This is a genomic window from Streptomyces sp. NBC_01320 (assembly GCF_035974375.1).
Classification (GTDB): domain Bacteria; phylum Actinomycetota; class Actinomycetes; order Streptomycetales; family Streptomycetaceae; genus Streptomyces; species Streptomyces yanii.
In genome coordinates, this window is record NZ_CP108390.1 from 3147447 (window position 1) to 3169288 (window position 21842).

18 protein-coding genes and 2 pseudogenes are annotated in these 21842 nt (G+C 70.2%); 10 read left to right on the top strand and 10 right to left on the bottom strand.

Annotated features, from left to right (window positions below; all coding sequences use genetic code 11):
* Positions 1-99: 99 nt before the first annotated feature.
* Together OG395_RS14580 and OG395_RS14585 are read left to right on the top strand one after the other, a co-directional pair.
* Positions 100-1260 carry a sensor histidine kinase gene (locus OG395_RS14580; protein WP_327243319.1) on the top strand — a complete coding sequence of 387 codons (1161 nt, stop codon included), beginning with the start codon at positions 100-102 and terminating at the stop codon, positions 1258-1260.
* Entirely contained in the window at positions 1257-1940 is a 684-nt protein-coding gene (locus tag OG395_RS14585) for a response regulator transcription factor (protein ID WP_327243320.1), read from the top strand. Before OG395_RS14580 ends, OG395_RS14585 begins: the two co-directional genes overlap by 4 nt.
* Before the next feature lie 414 nt (positions 1941-2354).
* Here OG395_RS14585 and OG395_RS14590 read toward each other — a convergent pair whose 3' ends face one another.
* Together OG395_RS14590 and OG395_RS14595 are read right to left on the bottom strand one after the other, a co-directional pair.
* The gene (locus tag OG395_RS14590) at positions 2355-3032 is read right to left on the bottom strand and encodes a GntR family transcriptional regulator (RefSeq protein WP_327243321.1); all 678 of its coding nucleotides are present in this window, start codon (positions 3030-3032) and stop codon (positions 2355-2357) included.
* Positions 3033-3096: 64 nt separating this feature from the next.
* Positions 3097-4053, bottom strand: coding sequence for a beta-ketoacyl-ACP synthase III (locus OG395_RS14595; RefSeq protein ID WP_327243322.1), 957 nt, complete (start codon positions 4051-4053; stop codon positions 3097-3099).
* Positions 4054-4266: 213 nt separating this feature from the next.
* Here OG395_RS14595 and OG395_RS14600 point away from each other — a divergent pair.
* The 3 genes and pseudogenes from OG395_RS14600 to fdhD form a co-directional block, all read left to right on the top strand.
* Positions 4267-4383, top strand: a pseudogene (locus OG395_RS14600) (ketopantoate reductase family protein); the annotation flags it as partial.
* A gap of 116 nt (positions 4384-4499) precedes the next feature.
* Complete coding sequence (locus tag OG395_RS14605; protein ID WP_327243323.1) at positions 4500-5033, top strand: 4Fe-4S binding protein; 534 nt, start codon at positions 4500-4502, stop codon at positions 5031-5033.
* A gap of 5 nt (positions 5034-5038) precedes the next feature.
* Entirely contained in the window at positions 5039-5887 is an 849-nt protein-coding gene (gene fdhD / locus OG395_RS14610; protein WP_327243324.1) for a formate dehydrogenase accessory sulfurtransferase FdhD, read from the top strand.
* A 115-nt stretch (positions 5888-6002) separates the two neighbouring features.
* Here the strand turns inward: fdhD and OG395_RS14615 are convergent, their stop codons facing one another.
* The gene (locus tag OG395_RS14615) at positions 6003-7049 is read right to left on the bottom strand and encodes a bile acid:sodium symporter family protein (protein WP_327243325.1); all 1047 of its coding nucleotides are present in this window, start codon (positions 7047-7049) and stop codon (positions 6003-6005) included.
* Between the two features lie 109 nt (positions 7050-7158).
* Between OG395_RS14615 and OG395_RS14620 the strand changes: the two genes are divergently transcribed.
* From OG395_RS14620 to OG395_RS14635, 4 genes are all read left to right on the top strand, one after another.
* A complete protein-coding gene (locus tag OG395_RS14620) occupies positions 7159-8070 on the top strand; it encodes a LysR substrate-binding domain-containing protein (protein WP_327249339.1) in 912 nt (303 codons plus the stop codon).
* Positions 8071-8367: 297 nt separating this feature from the next.
* Positions 8368-10167 (top strand): AMP-dependent synthetase/ligase, encoded by a 1800-nt coding sequence (locus OG395_RS14625; protein WP_327243326.1) that lies wholly within the window; start codon positions 8368-8370, stop codon positions 10165-10167.
* Between the two features lie 591 nt (positions 10168-10758).
* Complete coding sequence (locus OG395_RS14630; protein WP_327243327.1) at positions 10759-11595, top strand: aldo/keto reductase; 837 nt, start codon at positions 10759-10761, stop codon at positions 11593-11595.
* A gap of 94 nt (positions 11596-11689) precedes the next feature.
* Entirely contained in the window at positions 11690-12172 is a 483-nt protein-coding gene (locus OG395_RS14635) for an RICIN domain-containing protein (protein ID WP_327243328.1), read from the top strand.
* Here OG395_RS14635 and OG395_RS14640 read toward each other — a convergent pair.
* From OG395_RS14640 to OG395_RS14660, 5 genes and pseudogenes are all read right to left on the bottom strand, one after another.
* Positions 12169-13098: a class I SAM-dependent methyltransferase gene (locus OG395_RS14640; protein ID WP_327243329.1), complete on the bottom strand. Its 930-nt coding sequence runs from the start codon at positions 13096-13098 to the stop codon at positions 12169-12171. The genes OG395_RS14635 and OG395_RS14640 overlap by 4 nt on opposite strands.
* Before the next feature lie 21 nt (positions 13099-13119).
* Positions 13120-13349: pseudogene (locus tag OG395_RS14645) on the bottom strand (helix-turn-helix domain-containing protein); the annotation flags it as partial.
* A 116-nt stretch (positions 13350-13465) separates the two neighbouring features.
* Complete coding sequence (locus OG395_RS14650; RefSeq protein WP_327243330.1) at positions 13466-14209, bottom strand: class I SAM-dependent methyltransferase; 744 nt, start codon at positions 14207-14209, stop codon at positions 13466-13468.
* 226 nt (positions 14210-14435) lie between these two features.
* Positions 14436-16580, bottom strand: coding sequence for an RNA polymerase recycling motor ATPase HelR (gene helR / locus OG395_RS14655; RefSeq protein WP_327243331.1), 2145 nt, complete (start codon positions 16578-16580; stop codon positions 14436-14438).
* 840 nt (positions 16581-17420) lie between these two features.
* Positions 17421-17726, bottom strand: a complete 306-nt coding sequence (locus OG395_RS14660) for a 4a-hydroxytetrahydrobiopterin dehydratase (RefSeq protein WP_327243332.1) — start codon at positions 17724-17726, stop codon at positions 17421-17423.
* Positions 17727-17786: 60 nt separating this feature from the next.
* On the opposite strand from OG395_RS14660, the gene OG395_RS14665 reads away from it, so the two are divergent.
* Positions 17787-18596 carry a helix-turn-helix domain-containing protein gene (locus OG395_RS14665; RefSeq protein WP_327243333.1) on the top strand — a complete coding sequence of 270 codons (810 nt, stop codon included), beginning with the start codon at positions 17787-17789 and terminating at the stop codon, positions 18594-18596.
* A gap of 19 nt (positions 18597-18615) precedes the next feature.
* Here the strand turns inward: OG395_RS14665 and OG395_RS14670 are convergent, their stop codons facing one another.
* Together OG395_RS14670 and secD are read right to left on the bottom strand one after the other, a co-directional pair.
* Positions 18616-19359, bottom strand: a complete 744-nt coding sequence (locus OG395_RS14670) for a YoaK family protein (RefSeq protein WP_327243334.1) — start codon at positions 19357-19359, stop codon at positions 18616-18618.
* Between the two features lie 132 nt (positions 19360-19491).
* Positions 19492-21795: a protein translocase subunit SecD gene (secD, locus tag OG395_RS14675; protein ID WP_327243335.1), complete on the bottom strand. Its 2304-nt coding sequence runs from the start codon at positions 21793-21795 to the stop codon at positions 19492-19494.
* Between the last annotated feature and the right edge of the window lie 47 nt (positions 21796-21842).

Sequence of the window (21842 nt, forward strand, 5' to 3'; positions counted from 1 at the left end):
CACCCCCCGCAGGGCCGCCCGTGGTAGGCACGGGCGGCCCTCGTTGGCTGCTCGGCGCCCGCGTCGCCCACCATGGATCTACCGGACCGGAGAAATTCGATGATGCCCAACTGGCAGCGATACGCGCATGACCATCCCCGCGGCGTCGACGCGGCTGTGGCCCTGCTGCTGTTCGTCGTCTCCGTCCCGGGAAGCGTGATCAGCGGCATGGAGCCCGCCGTCCGGGCCGAGTGGTGGATCACCGTGCTGTTCTCGGCCGTCGGCTGCGCGGCCCTGCTGTGGAACCGCAGCCACCCCCGCACCGTCGTCGCGGTGACCGCGGCCTGCGCCGTGGCCACGGGCGTGCCGGGATTCCTGCTCACCCCCCTGCTGCTGGGACCGGTCATGGTGGCGCTCTACCGGCTGGCCGTCGGCGCCGACCGGACGACCACCCGCGCCTACACGCTCACCGTCGCCGCGCTGCTGACGGCGACGACGCTGCTCGCCACCCGTGGTGACCAGCCGCTCATCCTCAGGACGATCAACCCCACCGCCTGGATTCTGCTGTCGGCAGTGCTCGGCAGCGCCGTCCAGCTGCGCCGCGCCTATCTGGAGGTCGTACAGGCCCGTGCCGCACACGCCGAGCGCATGCGCATCGCCCGCGAACTGCACGATGCCGTCGCCCACCACTTGACGCTGGCCCATGCCCAGGCCGGTACGGCCGCGCACCTGGCGCGCATCCACCCCGAGCAGGCGCAGACGATCCTTGCCGACCTGGTCGGCACCACCTCATCGGCGCTGCGAGAACTCAAGGCCACCGTCGGCCTCCTGCGCCAGGCGGACGACACCGACGCGCTGGCACCGGCCCCCGGCCTCGCGCAGCTCGCCACTCTCACCGACTCGTTCGCATCCGCCGGGCTCATCGTCACCGTCACCACCGAGGGAGAGGAACAGCGGCTCTCACCGGCAGTGGACCTGACGGCGTTCCGGATCGTGCAGGAAGCACTCACCAACGTCACCAAACACGCCACCGCACACGCGGCGCACGTACAGCTCGACTACACCCGCGACAGGCTGACCGTCACGATCACCGACGACGGAGAGGCCACAGCCCGAACCACTGCGGCCCGGAGCGGCGGATTCGGTCTCATCGGCATGCGTGAACGCGCCCATTCCGTCGGCGGTCACCTGCACGCCGGCCACCGGTCCGAAGGTGGCTTCCACGTCACCGCCCAACTGCCACTGCACCCCCGGAACCCGGAAGAGGGCTTCATCCCATGACGATCCGCGTCCTGCTCGCCGACGACCAAGCTCTCCTCCGGGCGACCTTCCGCATGCTGATCGACTCCTGTGACGACATGGACGTGGTCGCCGAAGCCGCCGACGGCAGGGAAGCGGTCGAGCTCACCCGCACCCACCGTCCCGACCTCGTCCTCATGGACATCCGTATGCCCGGTATCGACGGCCTGGCCGCGACCACCGCGCTCTGCGCCGATCCGGACCTGTCCGGCACCCGCGTCCTCATCCTCACCACGTTCGAGACCGACGAGTACGTCGCCCGGGCACTGCGCGCCGGCGCGAGCGGCTTTCTCGGCAAGGATGTGGACGCGGACGGACTCCTCGCCGGCATCCGCACCGTGACCTCCGGCGACTCCCTGCTCTCCCCGTCGGCCACGCGCTCCCTCATCGCCCGCTTCCTCGCCACACCCGAACCCGGCAGCCACCTGGTGCCGCCCGAACGCCTCGCCGTTCTCACTGCCCGCGAGCGCGAGGTCATGGCCCTGGCCGCCGAGGGGAAGTCCAACGCCGAGATCGCCGGCATGCTCGTCCTCAGCCCGCTGACCGTGCGCACCCACGTCCAGCGCGCCATGGCCAAGCTCCACGCGCGGGACCGCGCCCAACTGGTCGTCATCGCCTACCAGTCCGGCCTCGTACAGCCCACACCGCCGCCACCGCACTGAACGCCGACGGGCCGTCCACTGTCATTCCTCCCGCGCGCTTCGGCGCAGAATGGATCAAGACGCCACCGGCGCAACCAGCCTCGCGGAGAAGCCTGCGGACCGCAGTGGCCACACCGAAGCGTCGGCGGGGTTGTGCCGTGCTGGTCGACCGGGGCAGCGGCGATACGCGCGACCTCGCGGCGCCTGTACTCCGCGGTGATCGCCGGCGCCATCCGGGTAAGGACCAGCGGGCGAGCCGGGGCGGGACCAGGGGTCCACGGGCAGGGCGGCGATCCGGTGCGGAACGCAGAGGAGAGCCGGGGCTCGGAGCCCCGACCCTTCCTGGACGACCCGTTACGACTTCGACCCGTTACGACCGCGATCCGTCCGAACCTTGACGACCCGTTCGAACGGTCCGGCTTGTCCGGCCGCGCGCTAACCCTCTTCGCGCCGGTGGTACGTCTTGCGCGTGTGCTCCGTGTGCGCCCGCATGATCTCGGTGGCCCGTTGCTCGTCCCGCGAGGAGATCGCCGCGATGAGCGAGCGGTGTTCGATCCAGGACTGGGTACCGCGCTGGCGGGCCACCGGTGTGTAGTACCAGCGGACCCGGCGGTCGACCTGTCCGGCGAGCTCGGCGAGCACCACATTGCCCGCCAGCTCCATGACCTTGGCGTGGAAGGCGGCATTGGTGGCGACGGCGAGATCCACATCGTCGTCGGCCACGGCCTGCTCACCCTTGGCACAGAGCTCCTCGAGGGCGGCAATGCCGGCCGTGCCGGAGTTGGCCGCGGCCAGCCGGGCGGCCTCGGCCTCCAGCAGCGTGCGGACCGAGAGCAGCTGGTCCGCCTCCTCCTCGGTGGGTTCATGGACGAACGCACCCTGAGCGGGACGCAGATCGACCCAGCCCTCGGTGTTCAGCCGCTGCAATGCCTCGCGCACCGGCTGCCGGGACACACCGAGGTGCCCCGCCAGCTCACTCTCGACCAGATGCTGGCCTGGGCGGAGCGCACGCGTGGTGATCAGTTCGAGCAGCGCCTCATAGACGCGCTCGCGCAGCGGACCGGGCCGTTCCAGCTTCGGCACGGCTCCTTGTGGCAGTCCTGTGGACAACATCGCGGTCCCCCTCCGGGCGACGAGCAATCGCTTATCGTCTACAGTCTACCGAGCACAATGGGGGTCAGGGGCAGCGGATCACCTGACCCGCGTACGAGAGGTTCCCGCCGAACCCGAAAAGCAGCGCCGGAGCGCCGCTGTCGACCTCGCCGCGTTCCACCAGTTTCGACAGGGCCATGGGGATCGAAGCGGCGGACGTATTGCCGGAATCCACGACATCCCGGGCGATGATCGCGTTGACCGCACCGATCTTCCTGGCGACCGGTTCGATGATCCGCAGATTGGCCTGATGCAGGACCACCGCGGCGAGATCCTCGGGGGCGACGCCTGCCTTTTCGCACACTTTGCGCGCGATGGGCGGCAACTGGGTGGTGGCCCATCGGTAGACGGACTGCCCCTCCTGGGCGAATCGCGGCGGAGTCCCCTCGATCCGGACCGCGCGACCCATCTCCGGCACCGAACCCCAGAGCACGGGGCCGATTCCGGGCGCGGCGTCCGCATCGCCCTGCGGGTCCGCGACCACGACCGCGGCGCCCGCACCGTCGCCGAGCAGGACGCAGGTGGAGCGGTCGGTCCAGTCGGCGATGTCGGCCATCTTGTCGGCGCCGATCACCAGCGCACGGGTCGCGGCGCCCGCCCGGATCGCATGGTCGGCGGTGGCGAGGGCGTGGGTAAAGCCGGAGCAGACCACGTTGATGTCCATGACGGCGGGCGAAGCCATGCCGAGGCGGGCGGCCACGCGCGCGGACATGCTGGGCGAACGGTCGATCGCGGTGGAGGTCGCGACGAGGACCAGATCGATGTCGGCGGGGTCGAGACCGGCCGTGGCGAGCGCCTTGGCCGCCGCGTGCGCGGCCATCTCGTCCACCGGCTCGTCAGGGCCTCCCACATGGCGGGTCTTGATCCCGACGCGACTGGTGATCCACTCGTCGCTGGTGTCGACCATGGCCGCCAGGTCGTCATTGGTGAGCACCTTGGCGGGCTGATAGTGGCCGAGCGCCACGACACGTGAGCCGGTCATGTAGAGGTTCCCCTCGCTACGTATGGCAGGAACTATCCAGTCTTGGTGGCTACCGTCCGGTACGGGGGCACGTGATCCCACAGGATTAGCGGCCGAGGCTTGGAGGCTTGACGACACCCTTGACCTCTCCGAACGCACACTGTAGACAATATTCTGTCGACTTGGCATCGTCTCCTGTTCCCTCGCTCGGTCCCTTACCGGACGGAGAGCCCCGTGAAAGTCGCAGTTGTCGGCGCCGGTGCGATCGGCGCCCATGTCGGGGCCGCGCTCCACCGCGCCGGCGCCGAGGTCCATCTCATCGCCCGCGGGCCGCACCTGGCCGCGATGCGGCATGACATCGCGCTGCTCATAGAAGTTGAGCGGCCGTGCGGGACGCATCGATCTACGGTCTGGGCAGACCGCGTGGAACGCCGTGGAATCCGCCGTCGACCGTCTGGGGGTCACGCATGACCGCTGTTCCCTTGCAGCTGCCGCGCCGGCTGATCGAGTTCGCCCTCGACGGTCAGGAGACCCGGGTCCCGGAGGGATCGACGATCCTGGACGCCTGCCGGGCCGCGGGCAAGGACATCCCCGACGCTGTGCCAGGGCGACACACTCACGTCGACGCGTGCGGCGAACACTGGCAGAACACGTTCGCGGTCGCGGGCCGTGGCTTCGACGCCCGGATCTCCACCGAGCACGACGCGCCGCTCACCGACTCGGCGTGTGTCTACTGCGGCAACTGCATCGAGGTGTGCCCCACCGGGGCGCTCTCCTTCAGGACCGAATTCGACATGCGGGCGGCCGGGACCTGGGACGAGCCGGCCCGGACGGAAACCACCACCGTCTGCGCCCACTGCGGTGTCGGCTGCAACGTCACACTCCATGTGCAGGACAATGAGATCGTCAAGGTCACCTCTCCGCACGACAACCCGGTGACCCACGGCAACCTCTGCATCAAGGGCCGCTTCGGCTTCCAACACGTACAGAATCGGGTTTAACCGCCATGGGACGGGTCACCGAGCGCCGCCGCACCATCCGCATCCGGGACGGGGCGGTCTCCGCACGCCCCGACACCCTCGTCGCCGAGGAGCCCCTGGAGATCCGGCTGAACGGCAGACCGCTCGCCATCACGATGCGCACGCCTGGCGACGACTTCGCGCTGGCGGCGGGCTTCCTGGTCAGCGAGGGCGTGATCGGTGACGGCTCCGAGGTGCAGTCGATCGTGTACTGCGCGGGGGCGACGGCGGACGGCGTGAACACGTACAACGTGGTGGATGTGAAGCTCGCGCCCGGCGTGCAGGTCCCCGACATCACACTCGAACGCAACGTCTACACGACCTCGTCCTGCGGGCTGTGCGGCAAGGCGAGCCTCGACGCCGTCCGCACCACCACCCGGCACCCGATCGCCGACACTCCCCCGGTCCGGGTCGAGCCCGCGCTGCTCTCGAGCCTCCCCGACCGGCTCCGCGAGTCACAGCGGGTCTTCGACCGGACCGGGGGCCTGCATGCGGCGGCGCTGTTCTCCGAGACCGGGGAACTGCTCGACATCCGGGAGGACGTCGGTCGGCACAACGCGGTCGACAAGCTTGTCGGCCGGGCCCTGACCGACAACCGGCTGCCGCTGTCCCGGGCGATTCTGCTGGTGTCGGGGCGGGCCTCGTTCGAACTGGCGCAGAAGGCGGTGATGGCCGGGATCCCGATGCTCGCCGCAGTCTCGGCGCCGTCGTCGCTGGCCGTGGATCTGGCGACGGAGACCGGACTGACCCTGGTCGGATTTCTGCGGGGTCCGTCCATGAACGTGTACGCGGGTGAGCACCGCATCGCCCTGGAGGCGACGGTCGGCCAGGGCTGAGGTGCCCGGCCCGTGACACGGGTCAGGGGTCCGGCCGGCGGGGAGCGCCCCCTGCGCCGGCCGGTCCCGCCCCCGCGGCGTCCGCCATCGGCGCCTTCGGGTTGGGGCGAGCGCGTCAGCCCACCGGGACGCGTATCTGCGCCACCGGACCACTCGCCGCAGTCACCGGGCCCTCCCTGAGTTCGTCCTGCGGATCCCGCGAGCGCCGCTTCGCGATCACCGCGCACACCATCAGCTGCATCTGGTGGAAGAGCATCAGGGGCAGCACGGCGAGGCTCGCGTGCGCCCCGAAGAGCACGCTGGCCATCGGGAGCCCGGACGCCAGGCTCTTCTTCGAACCGGCGAACTGGATGGCGATCCGGTCTCCTCGGTCGAAGCCGAGCCGCTTCGCCCCGAACCAGGTCAGCGCGAGCATCAGCGCGAGCAGCACCGCTTCGGCTGCGAGCAGCGCACCGAGCCTCGCCGGAGTGACCTGGTGCCAGATACCGGCGACCATTCCCTCGCTGAACGCCGTATGGACGACCAGCAGGATCGAGCCGCGGTCGACATAGCCGAGGACCTTCTTGTGGCGGGTGAGGAAGCCGCCGATCCAGCGGCGCAGCAGCTGGCCGGCGATGAACGGGAGCAGCAGCTGGAGCCCGATCTTCAGCAGCGCGTCGGCCGAGAATCCGCCGCCGCTGTTGCCGAGCAGTGCTGCGGCGAGCAGCGGGGTGAGGAAGATCCCGGCGATCGAGGAGAAGGAGCCCGCGCAGATCGCCGCCGGCACGTTGCCGCGGGCGATCGAGGTGAAGGCGATCGACGACTGGATGGTCGACGGGACGAGGCAGAGGAAGAGGAAGCCGCTGTAGAGCTGCGGGGTCAGGACGTACGGAACCAGCCCCTTGCCCGCCAGTCCCAGCAGCGGGAACGCGACGAAGGTGCAGATCAGGACAGTGAGGTGGAGCCGCCAGTGCCTGAGGCCGTCGAGCGCCTCGGCGGTCGAGAGGCGGGCGCCGTACAGGAAGAAGAGGAGGGCGACCGCTCCGGTCGACGCACCGCCGGCGACGTCCGCGGCGGTCCCCGATGCGGGCAGCAGCGCCGCGAGCACGACCGTGCCGATCAGCGCCAGGATGTACGGGTCGATCGGCAGCCAGGACGGCAGCTTGAAGGTGCGGCGGCTCATGTGCTCCACGTGTCTCTCGTTCAGGTCGTGCCCTCTCCATCCTTACTCTTGATCACCGCGATCGGGAATCCGGTATACCGCTCTCACTGTCATCATGATTCGCGATAGCGTGGGCGCTATGTACGATCCCGCACAGCTCCGTACCTTTCTTGCCGTCGCCCAGACGCTGAGCTTCACCCAGGCCGCGCGCCGGCTGGGCGTGCGGCAGTCCACGGTAAGTCAGCATGTGCGGCGGCTGGAGGACGCGACGGGGCGCCAGTTGTTCACCCGGGACACGCACCGGGTCGATCTCACCGTGGACGGTGAGGCGATGCTCGGCTTCGCGCGGACGATCCTGCGGGCCCACGAGCGGGCCGCGGCGTTCTTCACCGGAACGCGGCTGCGCGGGCGGCTGCGGTTCGGAGCGTCCGAGGACTTCGTACAGACCCGGCTGCCGGAGATGCTGGAGTCGTTCCGCCGCGACCATCCGGAGGTCGAGCTGGAGCTGACGGTCGAGCTGTCCGGGACGCTGCACCGGCAGCTGGCGGCGGGACGGCTCGATCTCGTCCTCGCCAAGCGGCGGACCGGTGACACGCACGGCGAACTGGTCTGGCAGGACGCACTGACCTGGATCGGGGCACCGCACCTGCGGATCGACCCGGACCGCCCGGTGCCGCTGATCCTTTTCCCGCCGCCGGGCCTCACCCGGGCCCGCGCTCTGGAGGTGCTGGAGGAGCACGGCCGGTCCTGGCGGGTCGCCTGCACGAGTACGAGCCTCAGCGGACTCGTCGCGGCGGCCCACGCCGGTCTGGGCGTCATGGCGCACACCCGCGGACTCATTCCGCCGGGGCTGACTCCCGTACCGGCCAGGGCGGGGCTGCCGGAACTCGGCGACGTGGATTTCGTCCTGCTGCACGGCCGCCGCCGCGACGCGGCGCAGGAGGCGGCGGACGCGCTCGCGGCGGCGATCCTGGCGGGCGGCGACCGGCTGATCCGTGGCATCGGCGGGATCGACGCGATCAGCGGCCGCGACGGCGCATGACCGCACGCGTGCGCGGGGAGGATGGGCAGCAGGTACCGAACACCCCCCTGACCGTCACGACAGGAGTGGCCGAGGCGTACAGATTCGGTGGAGATTCCGGCGCGAGCTACTTACTCCACCGTCAGAAGCACGCCCGAGCCTTGCCCATCTGGCCGGATATCTGTGGCTGACCTGTGCAGATGGCACACTTTCCGGTCGTTCCGGGCCCTCCCACCGCACCACCCGGTGGGGTAGCGTCACGGCGCTGTGCCGAGCGCCACAAGGAGCAGGTCATTGCGCGAGTTCACTGTCCCCCCCATGGCGATCGCGCCCCAGGTAGGCGGGGTGGCCGATGCCGTCTTCGACTATGCCGAGGAGGATCCGCACCGGGTCGCGCTGGGCCGCAAGGACGCGGAAGGACGCTGGCGTGATGTCACCGCGGCGACGTTCCGCGACGAGGTGCTCGCGCTCGCCAAGGGGCTGATCGCCCACGGTGTCCGGTTCGGCGACCGGGTCGCCCTGATGGCACGTACCCGTTATGAGTGGACGCTCTTCGACTTCGCGCTGTGGACGGTCGGCGCCCAGTCCGTGCCGGTCTATCCGACGTCCTCCGCCGAGCAGGTCTTCTGGATGCTGCACGACGCCGAGGTGTCCGCGATCATGGTCGAGCACGAGGACCATGCGATGACGATCGCCTCGGTGATCGACCGGCTGCCCCAGCTCAAGCGGCTCTGGCAGCTGGACTCGGACGCGGTGACCGAGCTGGTCGAGGCGGGCGTGCACGTCGAGGACGAGGTGGTGCACCGGCACCGGCGGGCGGTGACGCCCGATTCGGTGGCGACCGTCATCTACACGTCCGGCACCACGGGCCGCCCCAAGGGCTGTGTGATCACGCACGCCAACTTCATGTTCGAGACGGACACGATGGCGTCGCGCTGGGAGTCGGTCTTCCACTCCAAGCCGGGCGACGAGGCCGCGACGCTCCTCTTCCTGCCGCTGGCGCACGTCTTCGGCCGGATGGTCGAGGTCGCGGCGGTCCGCGGCCGGGTGAAGCTGGGCCATCAGCCGGAGCTGTCGGCGAAGGCGCTCATGCCGGACCTGGTGTCGTTCCGGCCGACATTCATCCTCGCGGTTCCGTACATCTTCGAGAAGGTCTTCAACGGCGCCCGGCGCAAGGCCGAGGCGGAGGGCAGGGTCGGGCCGTTCGACAAGGCCGTCGAGGTCGCGGTGAAGTACGCCGAGGCGATGGAGCATCGGGCGTTCCGGACCGGACCCGGCCCTTCCGCGGGGCTTCGGATGCAGCACCAGTTCTTCGACAAGGTCGTGTACAAGAAGGTCCGCGACGCGATGGGCGGCCGGGTCCGGCACGCCATGTCGGGCGGTTCGGGGATGGAACGGCGGCTCGGTCTGTTCTTCGAGGGCGCGGGCGTCACGGTGTACGAGGGGTACGGACTGACCGAGTCCACTGCGGCGGCCACCGCCAATCCGCCCGAGCGCACCCGGTACGGCACGGTCGGGCAGCCGATCCCCGGCACCACCGTGCACATCGCCGACGACGGCGAGATATGGGTGTACGGCGCCAATGTCTTCGGCGGCTATCTGGGCAACCCGAAGGCCACCGCCGCGGTGCTGCACGACGGCTGGCTGGCCACCGGCGACCTGGGTGCGCTCGACGAGGACGGCTATCTGACGATCACCGGGCGGAAGAAGGAGATCCTGGTGACGTCGGGCGGCAAGAGTGTGTCGCCAGCCGGTCTGGAGGAGCGGGTGCGCGCGCATCCGCTGGTGGCGCAGTGCATCGTGGTCGGCAACGACCGGCCGTACATCGCGGCGCTGGTGACCGTGGACCAGGAGTCCGTGGACCACTGGCTCACCATGCAGGGGCGGCCGCCGATGAACGCGGCGGACCTGGTGCGGGACCCGGATCTGGAGATGGAGGTCAGGCGGGCGGTGGTGGCCGCCAACACGGCGGTGTCGCAGGCCGAGTCGATCCGTACCTTCCGGATCCTTGCGCATCAGTTCACCGAGGAGCACGGTCTGCTGACCCCGTCGCTGAAGCTGAAGCGGAAGGCGATCGAGACGGCGTACGCGGTCGAGGTGGACGCGCTGTACCGCTGAGAGAGGGCCGTGCCGCCCCGCCGGAGGTGAACTCGCCCCGGCAGGAAGGCGCATGGACAGAGCCCGCCGCGTGATCGAGATGCGGAACAGCTTGTCCGCACCGCCCGGTTCGCAGCCGGGCGGTGCCGGCGTCCCGGCAATCCTTTCCGGCATGAAGCCCTCGTGCGCCCGGCGCCGGCGGCGGCCCTTGGGCCGGTCGCCCTTGGCCTTTGCCTGGGAGCAGTGCTCGGCGCCGTGAAACCGGCATCGACCACCAGTGCGACGCAGGTCGCGGTCAGCAGTCCTGTGAACCGGTGGTGCTCCGATGTCTTCGCGCGATCGAGCGCCGTCCGTACCAGCCTTCCTGAGGTGGTGGTTCAGGGGTGAGTGGGGTGTGGCTGCAGTTCAGTGAGGCGTTCCCGAGTTACTCCATGACGGGTCCCGGTCAATACCTCGGACCGATGCGGTCGGAGCACTGTCGAACCCAGCTCGTGTCGGCCCCGCGCGGGACAGGCGAAGGGGTACGGAACGGCCGGTCGGCAGGGAATGCATGGCGCCTCCTGATCGTTGACCATGCGAATACCAACCGACGACGTAAAGGATCGACCGCTCGTGAGCCAGGTCCCCTCCCTCACCCTCAACAACGGCGTCGAGATGCCGCAGCTCGGTTTCGGTGTCTGGCAGGTGCCGGACGACGAGGCCACGAAGGCAGTCGCGACGGCCATCGAGTCCGGGTACCGGAGCATCGACACCGCCGCGATCTACGGGAACGAGGAGGGCACCGGCAAGGCCGTCGCCGCCTCCGGTGTCCCCCGCGAGGAGCTCTTCGTCACCACCAAGCTGTGGAACGGCGACCAGGGCTACGAGTCGACGATGCGCGCCTTCGACGCCTCGCTGGACAAGCTCGGTCTCGACTATGTCGACCTGTACCTGATCCACTGGCCGGTGCCCGCCAAGGACGCGTACATCGACACGTACAAGGCGTTCGAGAAGATCTACGCCGACGGCCGCGCGAAGGCCATCGGTGTCTCCAACTTCCTGCCGGAGCACCTGGAGCGCCTGCTCGGCGAGACCTCCGTGGTTCCGGTGATCAACCAGATCGAGCTGCACCCGCAGCTCCAGCAGGCCGAGTCGCGCGCCTTCCACGCGCAGCACGGCATCGCCACCGAGGCGTGGTCCCCGCTGGGCCAGGGCAAGGGCCTCCTGGAGGTCCCGACGGTCGTCGCGATCGCCCAGAAGCACGGTCGCACGCCCGCGCAGGCGGTGCTCCGCTGGCACCTCCAGACGGGCAACGTGGTGATCCCGAAGTCCGTGACGCCGTCGCGGATCGCCGAGAACATCGATGTGTTCGGCTTCGAGCTGGACGCCGACGACCTGGCCGCGTTCGCCGCGCTGGACGAGGGCAAGCGCCTCGGCCCGAACCCGGGCGAGTTCAACCTGGGCGCCTGAGCCCAGCCGCTGAAGACCGAATCACGCACAGACCGCCGTCCGGCTCCCCGCCGGGCGGCGGTCTGCTGCGGGTGAACCCGGAGGAGACACCGTCATGAGCGCGGACACCGCACCCGTCGTCGCACCGGGTCTGTACCGGCTGCGCAATGTGGGCAGCGGACTGTTGCTGGAGGTGTACGGCTCCGCCAGGGGCAGCGGCGCCAAGGTGCAGCAGGGCGCGGAGAAGAAGGAGGGGGCGAGCGGCCAGCACTGGCAGCTCGCCCCCGTGCACGACGGCGCCGCGCTGTACCACCTGACCAATGCGCACAGCGGCAAGCGACTGGACGTCGCCAATGCCTCCACGGAGAACGGCGCCAACATCCAGCAGTGGAAGGCCAACAACTACGGCGCCCAGGAGTGGCTCATCGAACAGCATCTGGATGCGCCGGGCACCGTGACGCTGGTCAGTTTCATCAGCGGACTCGTCCTGGAAGTGGCCGACGGCTCCACGGCGGACGGCGCCGATGTCCAGCAGTGGGAGGACACCGACTCCGCCGGCCAGTGGTGGCAGTTGGAGCCGGTGCCGGGCTCCTCTTAGGCGCGTCGCCCCAGGTGGACCGTGCGCGCCGTCAGCAGGAAGAGGTCGGGGCGCTGGTGCAGTCCGGCCGGGTCCTCGGGGTCGAGCAACCGGTCGAGTGTGGCGAGGTCGTCCGCGGTGAGCTCCTCGGCGAGCGCCTCGCGACGGCGGGCGAATTCGGCGATGACATGGCCGCGCGCCTGGCCGGAGAGGGGCGCGGGCAGGTCGAGCAGGAAGCTGCGAGTGCCCTGCGGGGCCAGCCCCACCGCGGTGAACAGGGCGCTCCAGTCCTCCACCTCCTGCTTGGCGTCCGGGAGCGCCGCGCGCATCGCCTCGAACCACTCCGCTTGGATCGCGTCGAGCCTGGCCTCCAGGCCGGGCCGGCCGATGCCGATGTCGCGCGGAAGCTGACGGGTCGGCAGCCCGCCCTCGACGAGGGCGATGGTCCCGCCGGGGCGCAGCAGTCCGGCGAAGCCGGCAAGGACGGCGCGCTGGTCTCCCATGTGATGCAGTGCGTTGCCCGCCCAGATCAGGTCCGCCTCTCCCAACTTCGCCAACTGGTCGGGGAGTTCAGCGTGCAGGGTATGGACGCGGTCGCCGAGTCCGAGGCGTTCGGCGCGGGCCCGGGTGCGCTCCAGGAGCGCCGGGGTGCCGTCCACGGCGACGACCTCGGCCTCGGGGAACTCCTCGGCGAGCAGGCAGGAGATCACGCCGGGTCCGCTGCCGATGTCGAGGACCCTGCGTACCTGCGGGGCGGTGGGCAGTCCGGCGATCCAGTGGGCCGCCGCCGTGTACTGGGGACTGCTGAGCTCGCCGTTCTGCTCCAGCAGTGGGCCCATGACGTCCCAGTCCAAGTCGGTGGTGTCGTGGCGGTGGCCGAGCCCGGTACGGTCGTGCCGGCCGTGGGCGCTGTCGTGGTGAGGGCCGTGATCGGCGTGCTTCGTCATACGGACAAGCCTCGCCGGGCCTCAGGCAGGTGGCGAACTTTGTTGCCGGTTCGGCAAGCCGCAGCCGCTCCGGTACTCCTGGGAACTGACGCCGCGGCCGCGCTTGAAGGCGGTGCTGAAGGCGAACGAACCGCTGTAGCCGACCTTCCGGGCCACCACCTCCTCGGTGGGTCCGTCTCCCGCAGCAGACCGGCGGCGACGATCAGGCGCCAGCCGGTCAGGTACGCCATCGGCGGCTCCCCGACCGGTTCAGGTCATGTCGACGCAGACGGCGACCGCGGTGGACAGGGCTCCGGAGGTGGCGGCCATCCGGATGATGCCCGGGGCGACGTAGTCGATGTAGTACGACCCCCGATCCCGCCGGACGTCAGCCCCTGCGCCGGAACGCCAGCAGCCGGTACTCCGGCTCGGGACGCGGCCGGTCCGGCTCGGGCAGCGCCAGCAGCGCCGCCGCAAGATCGTCGGCCGCCGCCCCCGGCAGCTCCAGACGCGAGACGAAGTGGCCCGCACGCACCTCACGCGCCGCACGCTGCGGAGTCCGCCCCTGTCCGTGTCCGAGGAATCGGTTCTCCCCCACCACATCGAGCCCGGCCTCCGCCCCGTACGCGACGACCAGTTCCTCGGGGTCGGACGGGCTCGGGCGCAGGTACGGGGCGAACAGCTCATCGATGTCGCTGCCCACGTCGTGCGCGGCGTCCTTGTCGACCGTGGTGACGAACACGCCGCCGGGCCGCAGCACCCGTCCCGCCTCCGACACCACCGCCCGCACGTCACCCGCGCCCCGCAGCAGATGCAGCAGCCAGACGGTGCCCACGGCGTCGACCGCGGCGGCGGGCAGCGGCAGCCGCCGCGCGTCGGCCAGCGCCACCGCGCCGATCCGCTGCCGCGCGAACCGCGCCATGCCGTACGAGGCGTCGGTGCCCAGCACCCGCAGTGCGGGCCGGGCCAGCGCCATCCGCTCGGTGACCAGCCCCGTACCGCAGCCGATGTCCAGGAGTGTGCGGGCGGACTCCGGGACCAGGCCGAGCAGCGCCCGGGCCGCCGCCTCCGCCCGGGGCACGCCGCCGCGCGTCGCGTCGTATGCAGCTGCCTCGGCGTCGTAATCCAACATAAGGGCGACTGTAGAACAACCGCCCGGTATCGCTGGGCAGAAAGCAATGTCGGCCCAGCCGCGGGAGACCGGTGCGCGGCAGCCCTGCGCGCGGATCGCCTCGACGCTCACCCCGGGCGTTGCCCTTCGGGACGCGCACGCTGCCGAAGCCCACGTGCACCGGTGGTGTGCCGGCGTCCGGGAACGCCACCGACTCGGCCAGGAGCGGGCGTTCGTCCGGCCGACGTCAGGAGCTCGTGAGGATGACGAGTTGCTGGGTCGCTCGGGTCATCGCGACATAGCGGTCGACAGCTCCTTCGATGCCCTTGCCGAACGCCTCCGGGTCGATGAGGACGACCAGGTCGAACTCGAGCCCCTTCGACAGCTCCGGTGTCAGCGACCGGACGCGGGACGTCGTCCGGAATGTGGGATCGCCGATGACGCAGGCGATCCCCTCGGCATGTGCGGCGAGCCAGGTGTCGAGGATCGAGCTCAGATCCGAAGCAGATCCGTGTACGACGGGGACATCGCTGCTACGGACGGAGGTCGGCACGTTGGCGTCCGGGAGCACGGCCCGGATGACCGGCTCGGCTTCCGCCATGACTTCTTCCGGCGTCCGGTAGTTGATGCTCAGGGAGGCCAGGTTGATCCGGTCGAGCCCGATCCGCTCGAGCCGTTCCTGCCACGACTCCGTGAACCCGTGCCTGGCCTGGGCACGATCGCCGACGATGGTGAAGCTCCGGGAGGGGCACCGGAGCAGCAGCATCTGCCACTCCGCGTCGGTCAGTTCCTGAGCCTCGTCCACCACGATGTGCGCGAACGGGCCGGCGAGCAGGTCCGGTTCGGTGCCGGGCTGTGCGGTCGCGTCGACCAGGGTGTCCTGGAGGTCCTGTCCGCGCAGCATCGTCATCACACCTTCTCCGTCGTCATCGGCCTCGAGCAAGGCGTCGACGACCTTGGCCATGTGCTCGCGTTCGGCGGCGACAGAGGCGCTATGCCGACGCTTACGTCGCGCAGCCTCCGGGTCGCCGAGCCGCTGCCGTGCTGCGTCCAGAAGCGGCAGGTCGGACACCGTCCAGGCCTGGGCGTCCCCGCGCTGCAGCTGCTGAACCTCATCGGGGCCGAGCCAGGGAGCGCACTTCCGCAGGTAGGCGGGTACCGACCACAGGTCTCCGACGAGATCAGCCGCTTCGAGCAGCGGCCACGCGCGGTCGAAGGTCGTGAGCAGCTCCCTGTTCTGCAGCAGCGGCTTGCGGAGCAGCTCAGCCGGGGCGTCGCCGTCGTGCTTGTCCACCAGGATCGTGAGCAGCTCCTCCCAGATCTGGTCGCGCGCCTCGTTGTGCGGAGTACCGGGTGTTGCTTCGAACGCCACGGCCCAATCCTCGGCGCTCAGCCGGATGTCGGACCAGTGGGTCGTGACGGTCATCCCCGTGGTGGGCGGCTCCTCGTAGAACCTGACGGCCGTCTCGATCGCCTTCACCAGGTTCGCGGACGACTTCAGCAGGGCCACATTCGGGTCGGCCTCGATCGCTGCTACGGCCCCCTCGGCAACGAGGTCCCGCAGGGTGCAGGTCTGCACGCCCTCCTCTCCGAGGCTGGGGAGGACGTCGGCGACGTAGCCCAGGTAGGGCTGGTGCGGACCGACGAACAGCACGCCGCCCCGGCGGTGCCCGAGGCGAGGGTCGGAGTGGAGGAGGTAGGCGGAGCGGTGCAGAGCGACGACGGTCTTCCCCGTACCCGGACCGCCGTCGACGACGAGAGCGCCGCGGGATCCCGCGCGGATGATGGTGTCCTGGTCGGCCTGGATGGTGCCGAGCACGTCTCGCATCCGTGCGGACCGGTTGCTGCCCAGGCTGGCGATGAAAGCGGACTGGTCGTCCAGCGCGGCGTGCCCGACAAGACCGTCCGGGGTGAACACCTCGTCCCAGTAGTCGCTGATCCGACTGCGGGTCCAGCGAAACCTGCGGCGGCTTGCCAGACCCATCGGGTTGGCGTGGGTGGCTCCGAAGAAGGGCTCAGCCGCGGGGGAGCGCCAGTCGAGCAGCAGCCGACGACCTGCGCTGTCCGTAAGGCCAAGTCGTCCGACGTACACGGGCTCGAGGTTGTCTGCACCGACCATGTGTCCGAGGCACAGGTCCAGACCGAAGCGACGCAGTGCGCGCAGGCGAGCGGTCAGCCGGTGGATCTCCATGTCCCGGTCCATCGCCTGCCGGCCTGCGCCGCCGGGCGCCTTGCGCTCGGCATCGAGGCGGCCGGACAGGTCGGCGATCGACTGCTCGAGGCACTCCGCAATGGCCGCGAAGTGCTGCTCGTCGTCGGCGACCAGCGCCGGGTCGGCCTTGGGGGAAAGGTGGCCGGGAAGGTCAAACGCGCTGGTGGTCAGGGGGTTCACAGCGTCAGCTCCGATCTGTGGTCGATGGCAACCGTTGCGCACGGCAAGGTGTCTGGACCGGCGTGGGGAACCTGGTGGCCATGACGAGCAACGCTCCGCCTGGACGTGGGCCCCGTGGCCGTTGTCGGTTCAGGTCGCCGGGGTGCAGGTTCTCGGGTTCTGGGTTCTGGCTCGACGATCCCGTGCGGTTCACGCGGACACGGGCGGCCTTTCTTGGCTGACCGTGTCGAGCTGCGGCGGCGCGCACACCCGCGCCTCCGCTCCGAGTGCCCGCAACCGCACCGCGAGTCCTACCAGCGGTTCGACGTCCCCGCGCGAACCGTACGTCGCCGACAACACTCGCACTTCGTGGATCTCCCATTTCCGCAGGTTCTGGCCTCGGCCGACGATTCTGCGGCATGACCCGGGTCTTGCCGCAAGGCCCCCGGTGCGCTATACGTTGAGAGTGGAAAGGAGTGGGTGCTCCCCTTTCCCTTCATCGTCCGCTGTGGACGGACAAGCTCTTCGCGAAGCGGCGGCGTGCCGCGTACGGCGGCAGCGTCGGCTCAGGAGGATCTCCCGTGCGCCGCACGCCGTCTGTGAGGCGCGAGCAGAGTTCGACTCCGGGTACCTGACTCGGGCCATGAGGTCGGTTACGCGCGTCGTTAGTTGATCAAGAATGAGATGCCACCGGTGGCGCCCCGGCCACCGGCAGCCTCCCCCAACTCCCGTCCCCGAGTCCGTCGAAGGAGATCGGTCATGCCCAGGCGCATCAACCGGGTCCTCGGGGTGGCACCGCTTCATCCGGCGCGGCGCCCCGACGAGCGCGGCGCCACCACGCGGCGCGGCGCCCCCGTTCCGTCACGCCGCGCCGTGCCCCGCGGCGATCGCCTCCACGCGCGCGGCAAGTTCCAGGTCGTTCTCGGTGACCGCGCCGCCCGCATCGTGCGTGTTCACCGACAGGGAGACGGTGTTGTAGCCGAGCGTCAGATCGGAGTGGTGGTTCAGCTCCTCCTGGATCTGCGCGACATGGATGGTGAGTCCGGCGGCGGCGAAGTGCGAGCGGAACCGGTATCTGCGGGTGATCCGGTCTCCCTCCAGCGCCCATCCGGGCAGCTCGCGCAGCCGGTCCTCGATCTCTTTCTGTGACAGCGGTTCGGCGGGCATGGTGCGGCTCCTCACAAGGTCGGGTGCGATGGGCGGTGCCGGTGACGTTACGGTCTCCGTATGACAACTGTCGCGCTTGACACGGGTGTAGGGCCACTGCTGCGCAGTTGGCGGGAGCAGCGTCGGTTGAGCCAGCTGGAGCTGGCGCTGCGCGCGGACTCCTCGGCACGCCACATCTCCTTCATCGAGACGGGCCGTTCCCGCCCCAGCGAGGAGATGATCCTCCGGCTGGCCGAGCATCTCGATGTGCCGGTCAGGGAACGCAATGCCCTGCTGGTGGTGGCCGGTTACGCACCCCGTTACGCGGAGACCGCGCTCGACGATCCCGCGATGGGCGCGCTGCGCGAGGGCATGGAGCAGCTGTTGCGGGGGTACGACCCGTATCCGGCGCTCGTCGTCGACGGGACGTATACCGTGGTGGCCGCCAATCGGGGTATCGCCCTGCTGCTGGAGGGGGTGGCCGGGCACCTGCTCGCACCTCCGCTCAATGCCATGCGGCTCACCCTCCACCCGGAGGGTCTGGCTCCGCGCATCCGTAATCTGCGGGAGTGGCGGGCCGACCTGCTGGCGCAGATGGAACGTCAGATCGCGCTGGCCCGTTCGGCGGAGTTGCGTGAGCTGTACGAGGAGGTCGCCGCCTATCCCGTACCGGAGAGCGCCGACGGGCAGGACGAGCCGGCGGGACCGCCGTCGGCACTGCCGTTCGCGCTGCCGATGGTGGTCGAGCACGACGGGCGGGTGCTCTCGTTCGTCTCCTCCATCGCGACGTTCAATACGCCGATGGATGTGACGGTGGCCGAATTGGCGATCGAGACGTTTCTGCCTGCCGATCAGGAGACCGCCACGTATTTGAGGTCGCTCGGGTCCTGACGGTCCGGCGTACGGTGCGTCACTTCTCTGCGAGGGGGCGGGTCCACGGTGCGTCGGTGCGCGCCAGGGCGGTGGCCGCGGCACTCGCCGCGGCCAGGATCGCGACCGCGAGCAGCAGCGGCAGCGTCGGGTGTCCGTGCAGGACCGCGGCGGCTCCGGCCACGGCGCCGAGCAGCATCGCGCAGGCCGAGATCACCCGGCGCCCGGCCTTGTTGCCGGCGCCTCCGGTGAGGTGGCTGTCGGCGGCGATGCCGGTGATGGTGAGGGTCAGTACGGTGGTGGTGAGGTCGGGGACGGCGAGCGCGCGGGCGGCGGAGTTCTGCACGCCGAGGCCGAGCGCGAGCAGGACGATGAGGGTGAAGCGGACCCCGCCGGCGTACGGGCTGCCTGACACCTGGGTGACGATCACGGCGGCCGCGACGAACGCCGTCTCGGCGAGGAGTGCGTACTGCAGGTTCCTGCCCCGGTGGGTGCGGGTGCGGTGCACGACCAGGCCGCCGAGCAGCGCCCCGGCGGCGAACGCGGCGAGCGCCACGAGCGACGCGGCGAGCGAGAAGCCAGGGGCCCCGGCGAAGGCAAACCCGGAGAAGACCACATTGCCGGTCATGTTCGCGACGAAGACCCGGCCGAGTTGCAGATAGCTGACGGCGTCCACCAGCCCGGTGACGACCGTCAGGGCGAGCATCAGCGGCGGCAGCGGCCCGTGCCGGTCCGTCACGTCCGGTACGAGGGTGGCCCATGCCTCACGCAGCATGACGGGCATGGGCACGCTCCAATCACCGGGACGGAATCAGGATTGTGCCGCGACCGGGGTGCGGAACACAGGACCGCCGCGACGTGTGCCGCCCCCGCCGCGGTGGGCGGGGGCGGCACACACTGCGGGAGCGCGAAGCCGTTACACGCGCGCCCCGTTGTCGAGCGGATCCCTGCGTTTCGCCCCTGCGCCGGAGGTGCGCCGGGGCGCCCGCTTGCGGGCGGGCGGCGGGGCCTTGCTGCTCTTCTCCAGGACGAGTGCGACCGGTACGGCGGTCAGGACCGAGGAGTACGTGCCGACGCAGATGCCGATGAGCAGGGCGAGCGCGAAGTCCGCGAGGGAGTCACCACCCAGCACGGCGAGGGCGGCCAGGATGAAGAGGGCGCCCATGCCGGTGTTGACGGTTCTGGGAACGGTCTGCAGGACGGCGCGGTTGGCGACGGTCGCCACGGGTACGCGGCGCGCCTTCGCCCACAGTTCGCGGACCCGGTCGAAGACCACCACCGAGTCGTTGACGGAGTAGCCGATGACGGTGAGGAGTGCGGCCAGGAAGATGCCGTCGACGGTGCGGCCGAGCCAGGCGAACGCGCCGACCAGAACGATGACGTCGTGGACGAGCGCGGCAACCGATGCCAGGGCGAACGTCCAGCGGAACCGGACCGCCAGATAGGCGAGTTGCACGAGGACGGCGATGGCGAGCGCGATCAGCGCGTTGCGCCGCAGTTCGTCGCCGAGGCTGGGGCCGATGAGTTCGTCGCGGACCTTGGTGGTGTGGCCGCCCTCCTCGGCAAGGGCGGCACGCAGGGCGTGCTCCTCGTCGTTGCTGAGGTCTCCCGTACGTACGGAGAGGTCGCCCGCGCCCGCCGTGGTGACCTCGGCGTCGCCGAAGCCCGCGCCGGCCAGGGCGGTGCGGGCGGTCTCGACGTCGACGGGCCTGCTGGTGGAGTACTCGACGAGCCGGCCGCCGGTGAACTCCACGCCCAGGTTGACACCCCGTACGACGATGCCGAGGACCGCGACCGCGATCAGAGCCGTGGAGATCAGCAGCCAGCGGCGGGAGGACCGGAACAGCTGCGGATCACGGCGGGTCAGCCAGGTCCGTACACGGCCGGGGCGGGCGATGCCGTTGACACCCCGGTAGTCGCTGACGAACCGCGAATGGGACGCGATCTCGGTGAGGGCACGAGCGATGACGAGCGCCGAGAACATCGACGCGAGAACGCCGATGGCGAGCGTGACTCCGAATCCCTTGACCGGTCCCGAGCCGAGGAAGAAGAGCAGACCGGCCGCGATCAGGGTGGTCACGTTGGAGTCGGCGACCGCGCTCCAGGCGTTACGGAATCCGGCGGTCATCGCGGAGCGCAGGGAGCGGCCGGGACGTTCCGCGTACTCCTCCCTGGCGCGTTCGAAGACCAGCACGTTCGCGTCGACCGCCATCCCGATGGCGAGGACGAATCCGGCCAGTCCGGGGAGGGTGAGAGTGACGCCGAGAGCGACCAGTGCGGCGTAGGAGATGACTCCGTACGCGGCCAGGGCCACCGCGGCGAGGGCGCCGAAGAGCCGGTAGACGAACGTGATGAAGAGGGCGGTGGCGGCGGCACCGATGAGGGCGGCTTGGGCGCTGGCGTCGATGGCGTCGGCGCCGAGCGTCGGACCGACGGTCCGCTGTTCGACGATCTCGACGGGAAGGGGCAGCGCGCCACCCTTGATGAGCAGCGCGAGATTGCGGGCCTCGTCGGCGTCGAAGGAGCCGGTGATCTGTGTGGAGCCGGACGGAAGGCCGACGTTGCAGCCGACGGACGGGGCGACCTGGGGCGAGGAGATCACCTGGTCGTCGAGGACGATCGCGACCCGCCGCCGTTCGTCCTGAACGGGATGACAGGCGGCTTCGCCGGTCAGCCGGGTCCAGTCCCGGCCCGCGCCCTTGTGGAAGTCGAGGGCAACGGTCCAGCCGGCGCCCTGCTGGGCGTCGAAGGAGGCCCCGGCGTCCTTGACGCCCGCGCCGGTGAGCCGGGCCGGGCCGAGGGCGAGAGGGCGCCCCTCCTCGTCGGGCAGCGTCAGCCCGGTGGCCTTTCCCTTCTCCTGTTCCGTGCCGGGGCCCTGGACGGCGTGGAAGCTGAGCTGGGCGGTCTTGCCGATGACTTCGGCGGCCTTGCGCGGGTCCTGGACGTCGGGCAGCTCGACGATGATCCGGTCCTCTCCGGACCGGGTCAGGGTCGGTTCGGCGACGCCGAGCGAGTCGATGCGCTGGCGGAGCACCTCGAGGGTTCGGTCGGTGCTCTCCCGGTCCGCCTTCGTGGTGGCGGAGTCCTTGGCCTGGAGCACCAATCTGGTGCCGCCCTGAAGATCGAGGCCGAGTCTGGGTGACATGGTCAGCGTGATGAGCACGGAAACGAGCAGCACGGCCGCAGCCAGAACCGCTCGCACCGTGGTGGCGCGAGTCATGGAAATCCTCCGAGAGGGACGCCTGCCGCACTCACCTCGGCGAGAAC

What these genes read in the sequence shown, in the direction of transcription:
- OG395_RS14580 (WP_327243319.1), top strand. Translation starts at nt 100, where the DNA reads ATGATGCCCAACTGGCAGCGATACGCGCATGACCATCCCCGCGGCGTC.
- OG395_RS14585 (WP_327243320.1), top strand. Translation starts at nt 1,257, where the DNA reads ATGACGATCCGCGTCCTGCTCGCCGACGACCAAGCTCTCCTCCGGGCG.
- OG395_RS14590 (WP_327243321.1), bottom strand. Translation starts at nt 3,032, where the DNA reads ATGTTGTCCACAGGACTGCCACAAGGAGCCGTGCCGAAGCTGGAACGG.
- OG395_RS14595 (WP_327243322.1), bottom strand. Translation starts at nt 4,053, where the DNA reads ATGACCGGCTCACGTGTCGTGGCGCTCGGCCACTATCAGCCCGCCAAG.
- OG395_RS14605 (WP_327243323.1), top strand. Translation starts at nt 4,500, where the DNA reads ATGACCGCTGTTCCCTTGCAGCTGCCGCGCCGGCTGATCGAGTTCGCC.
- fdhD (WP_327243324.1), top strand. Translation starts at nt 5,039, where the DNA reads ATGGGACGGGTCACCGAGCGCCGCCGCACCATCCGCATCCGGGACGGG.
- OG395_RS14615 (WP_327243325.1), bottom strand. Translation starts at nt 7,049, where the DNA reads ATGAGCCGCCGCACCTTCAAGCTGCCGTCCTGGCTGCCGATCGACCCG.
- OG395_RS14625 (WP_327243326.1), top strand. Translation starts at nt 8,368, where the DNA reads ATGGCGATCGCGCCCCAGGTAGGCGGGGTGGCCGATGCCGTCTTCGAC.
- OG395_RS14635 (WP_327243328.1), top strand. Translation starts at nt 11,690, where the DNA reads ATGAGCGCGGACACCGCACCCGTCGTCGCACCGGGTCTGTACCGGCTG.
- OG395_RS14640 (WP_327243329.1), bottom strand. Translation starts at nt 13,098, where the DNA reads ATGACGAAGCACGCCGATCACGGCCCTCACCACGACAGCGCCCACGGC.
- OG395_RS14650 (WP_327243330.1), bottom strand. Translation starts at nt 14,209, where the DNA reads ATGTTGGATTACGACGCCGAGGCAGCTGCATACGACGCGACGCGCGGC.
- OG395_RS14660 (WP_327243332.1), bottom strand. Translation starts at nt 17,726, where the DNA reads ATGCCCGCCGAACCGCTGTCACAGAAAGAGATCGAGGACCGGCTGCGC.
- OG395_RS14665 (WP_327243333.1), top strand. Translation starts at nt 17,787, where the DNA reads ATGACAACTGTCGCGCTTGACACGGGTGTAGGGCCACTGCTGCGCAGT.
- OG395_RS14670 (WP_327243334.1), bottom strand. Translation starts at nt 19,359, where the DNA reads ATGCCCGTCATGCTGCGTGAGGCATGGGCCACCCTCGTACCGGACGTG.
- secD (WP_327243335.1), bottom strand. Translation starts at nt 21,795, where the DNA reads ATGACTCGCGCCACCACGGTGCGAGCGGTTCTGGCTGCGGCCGTGCTG.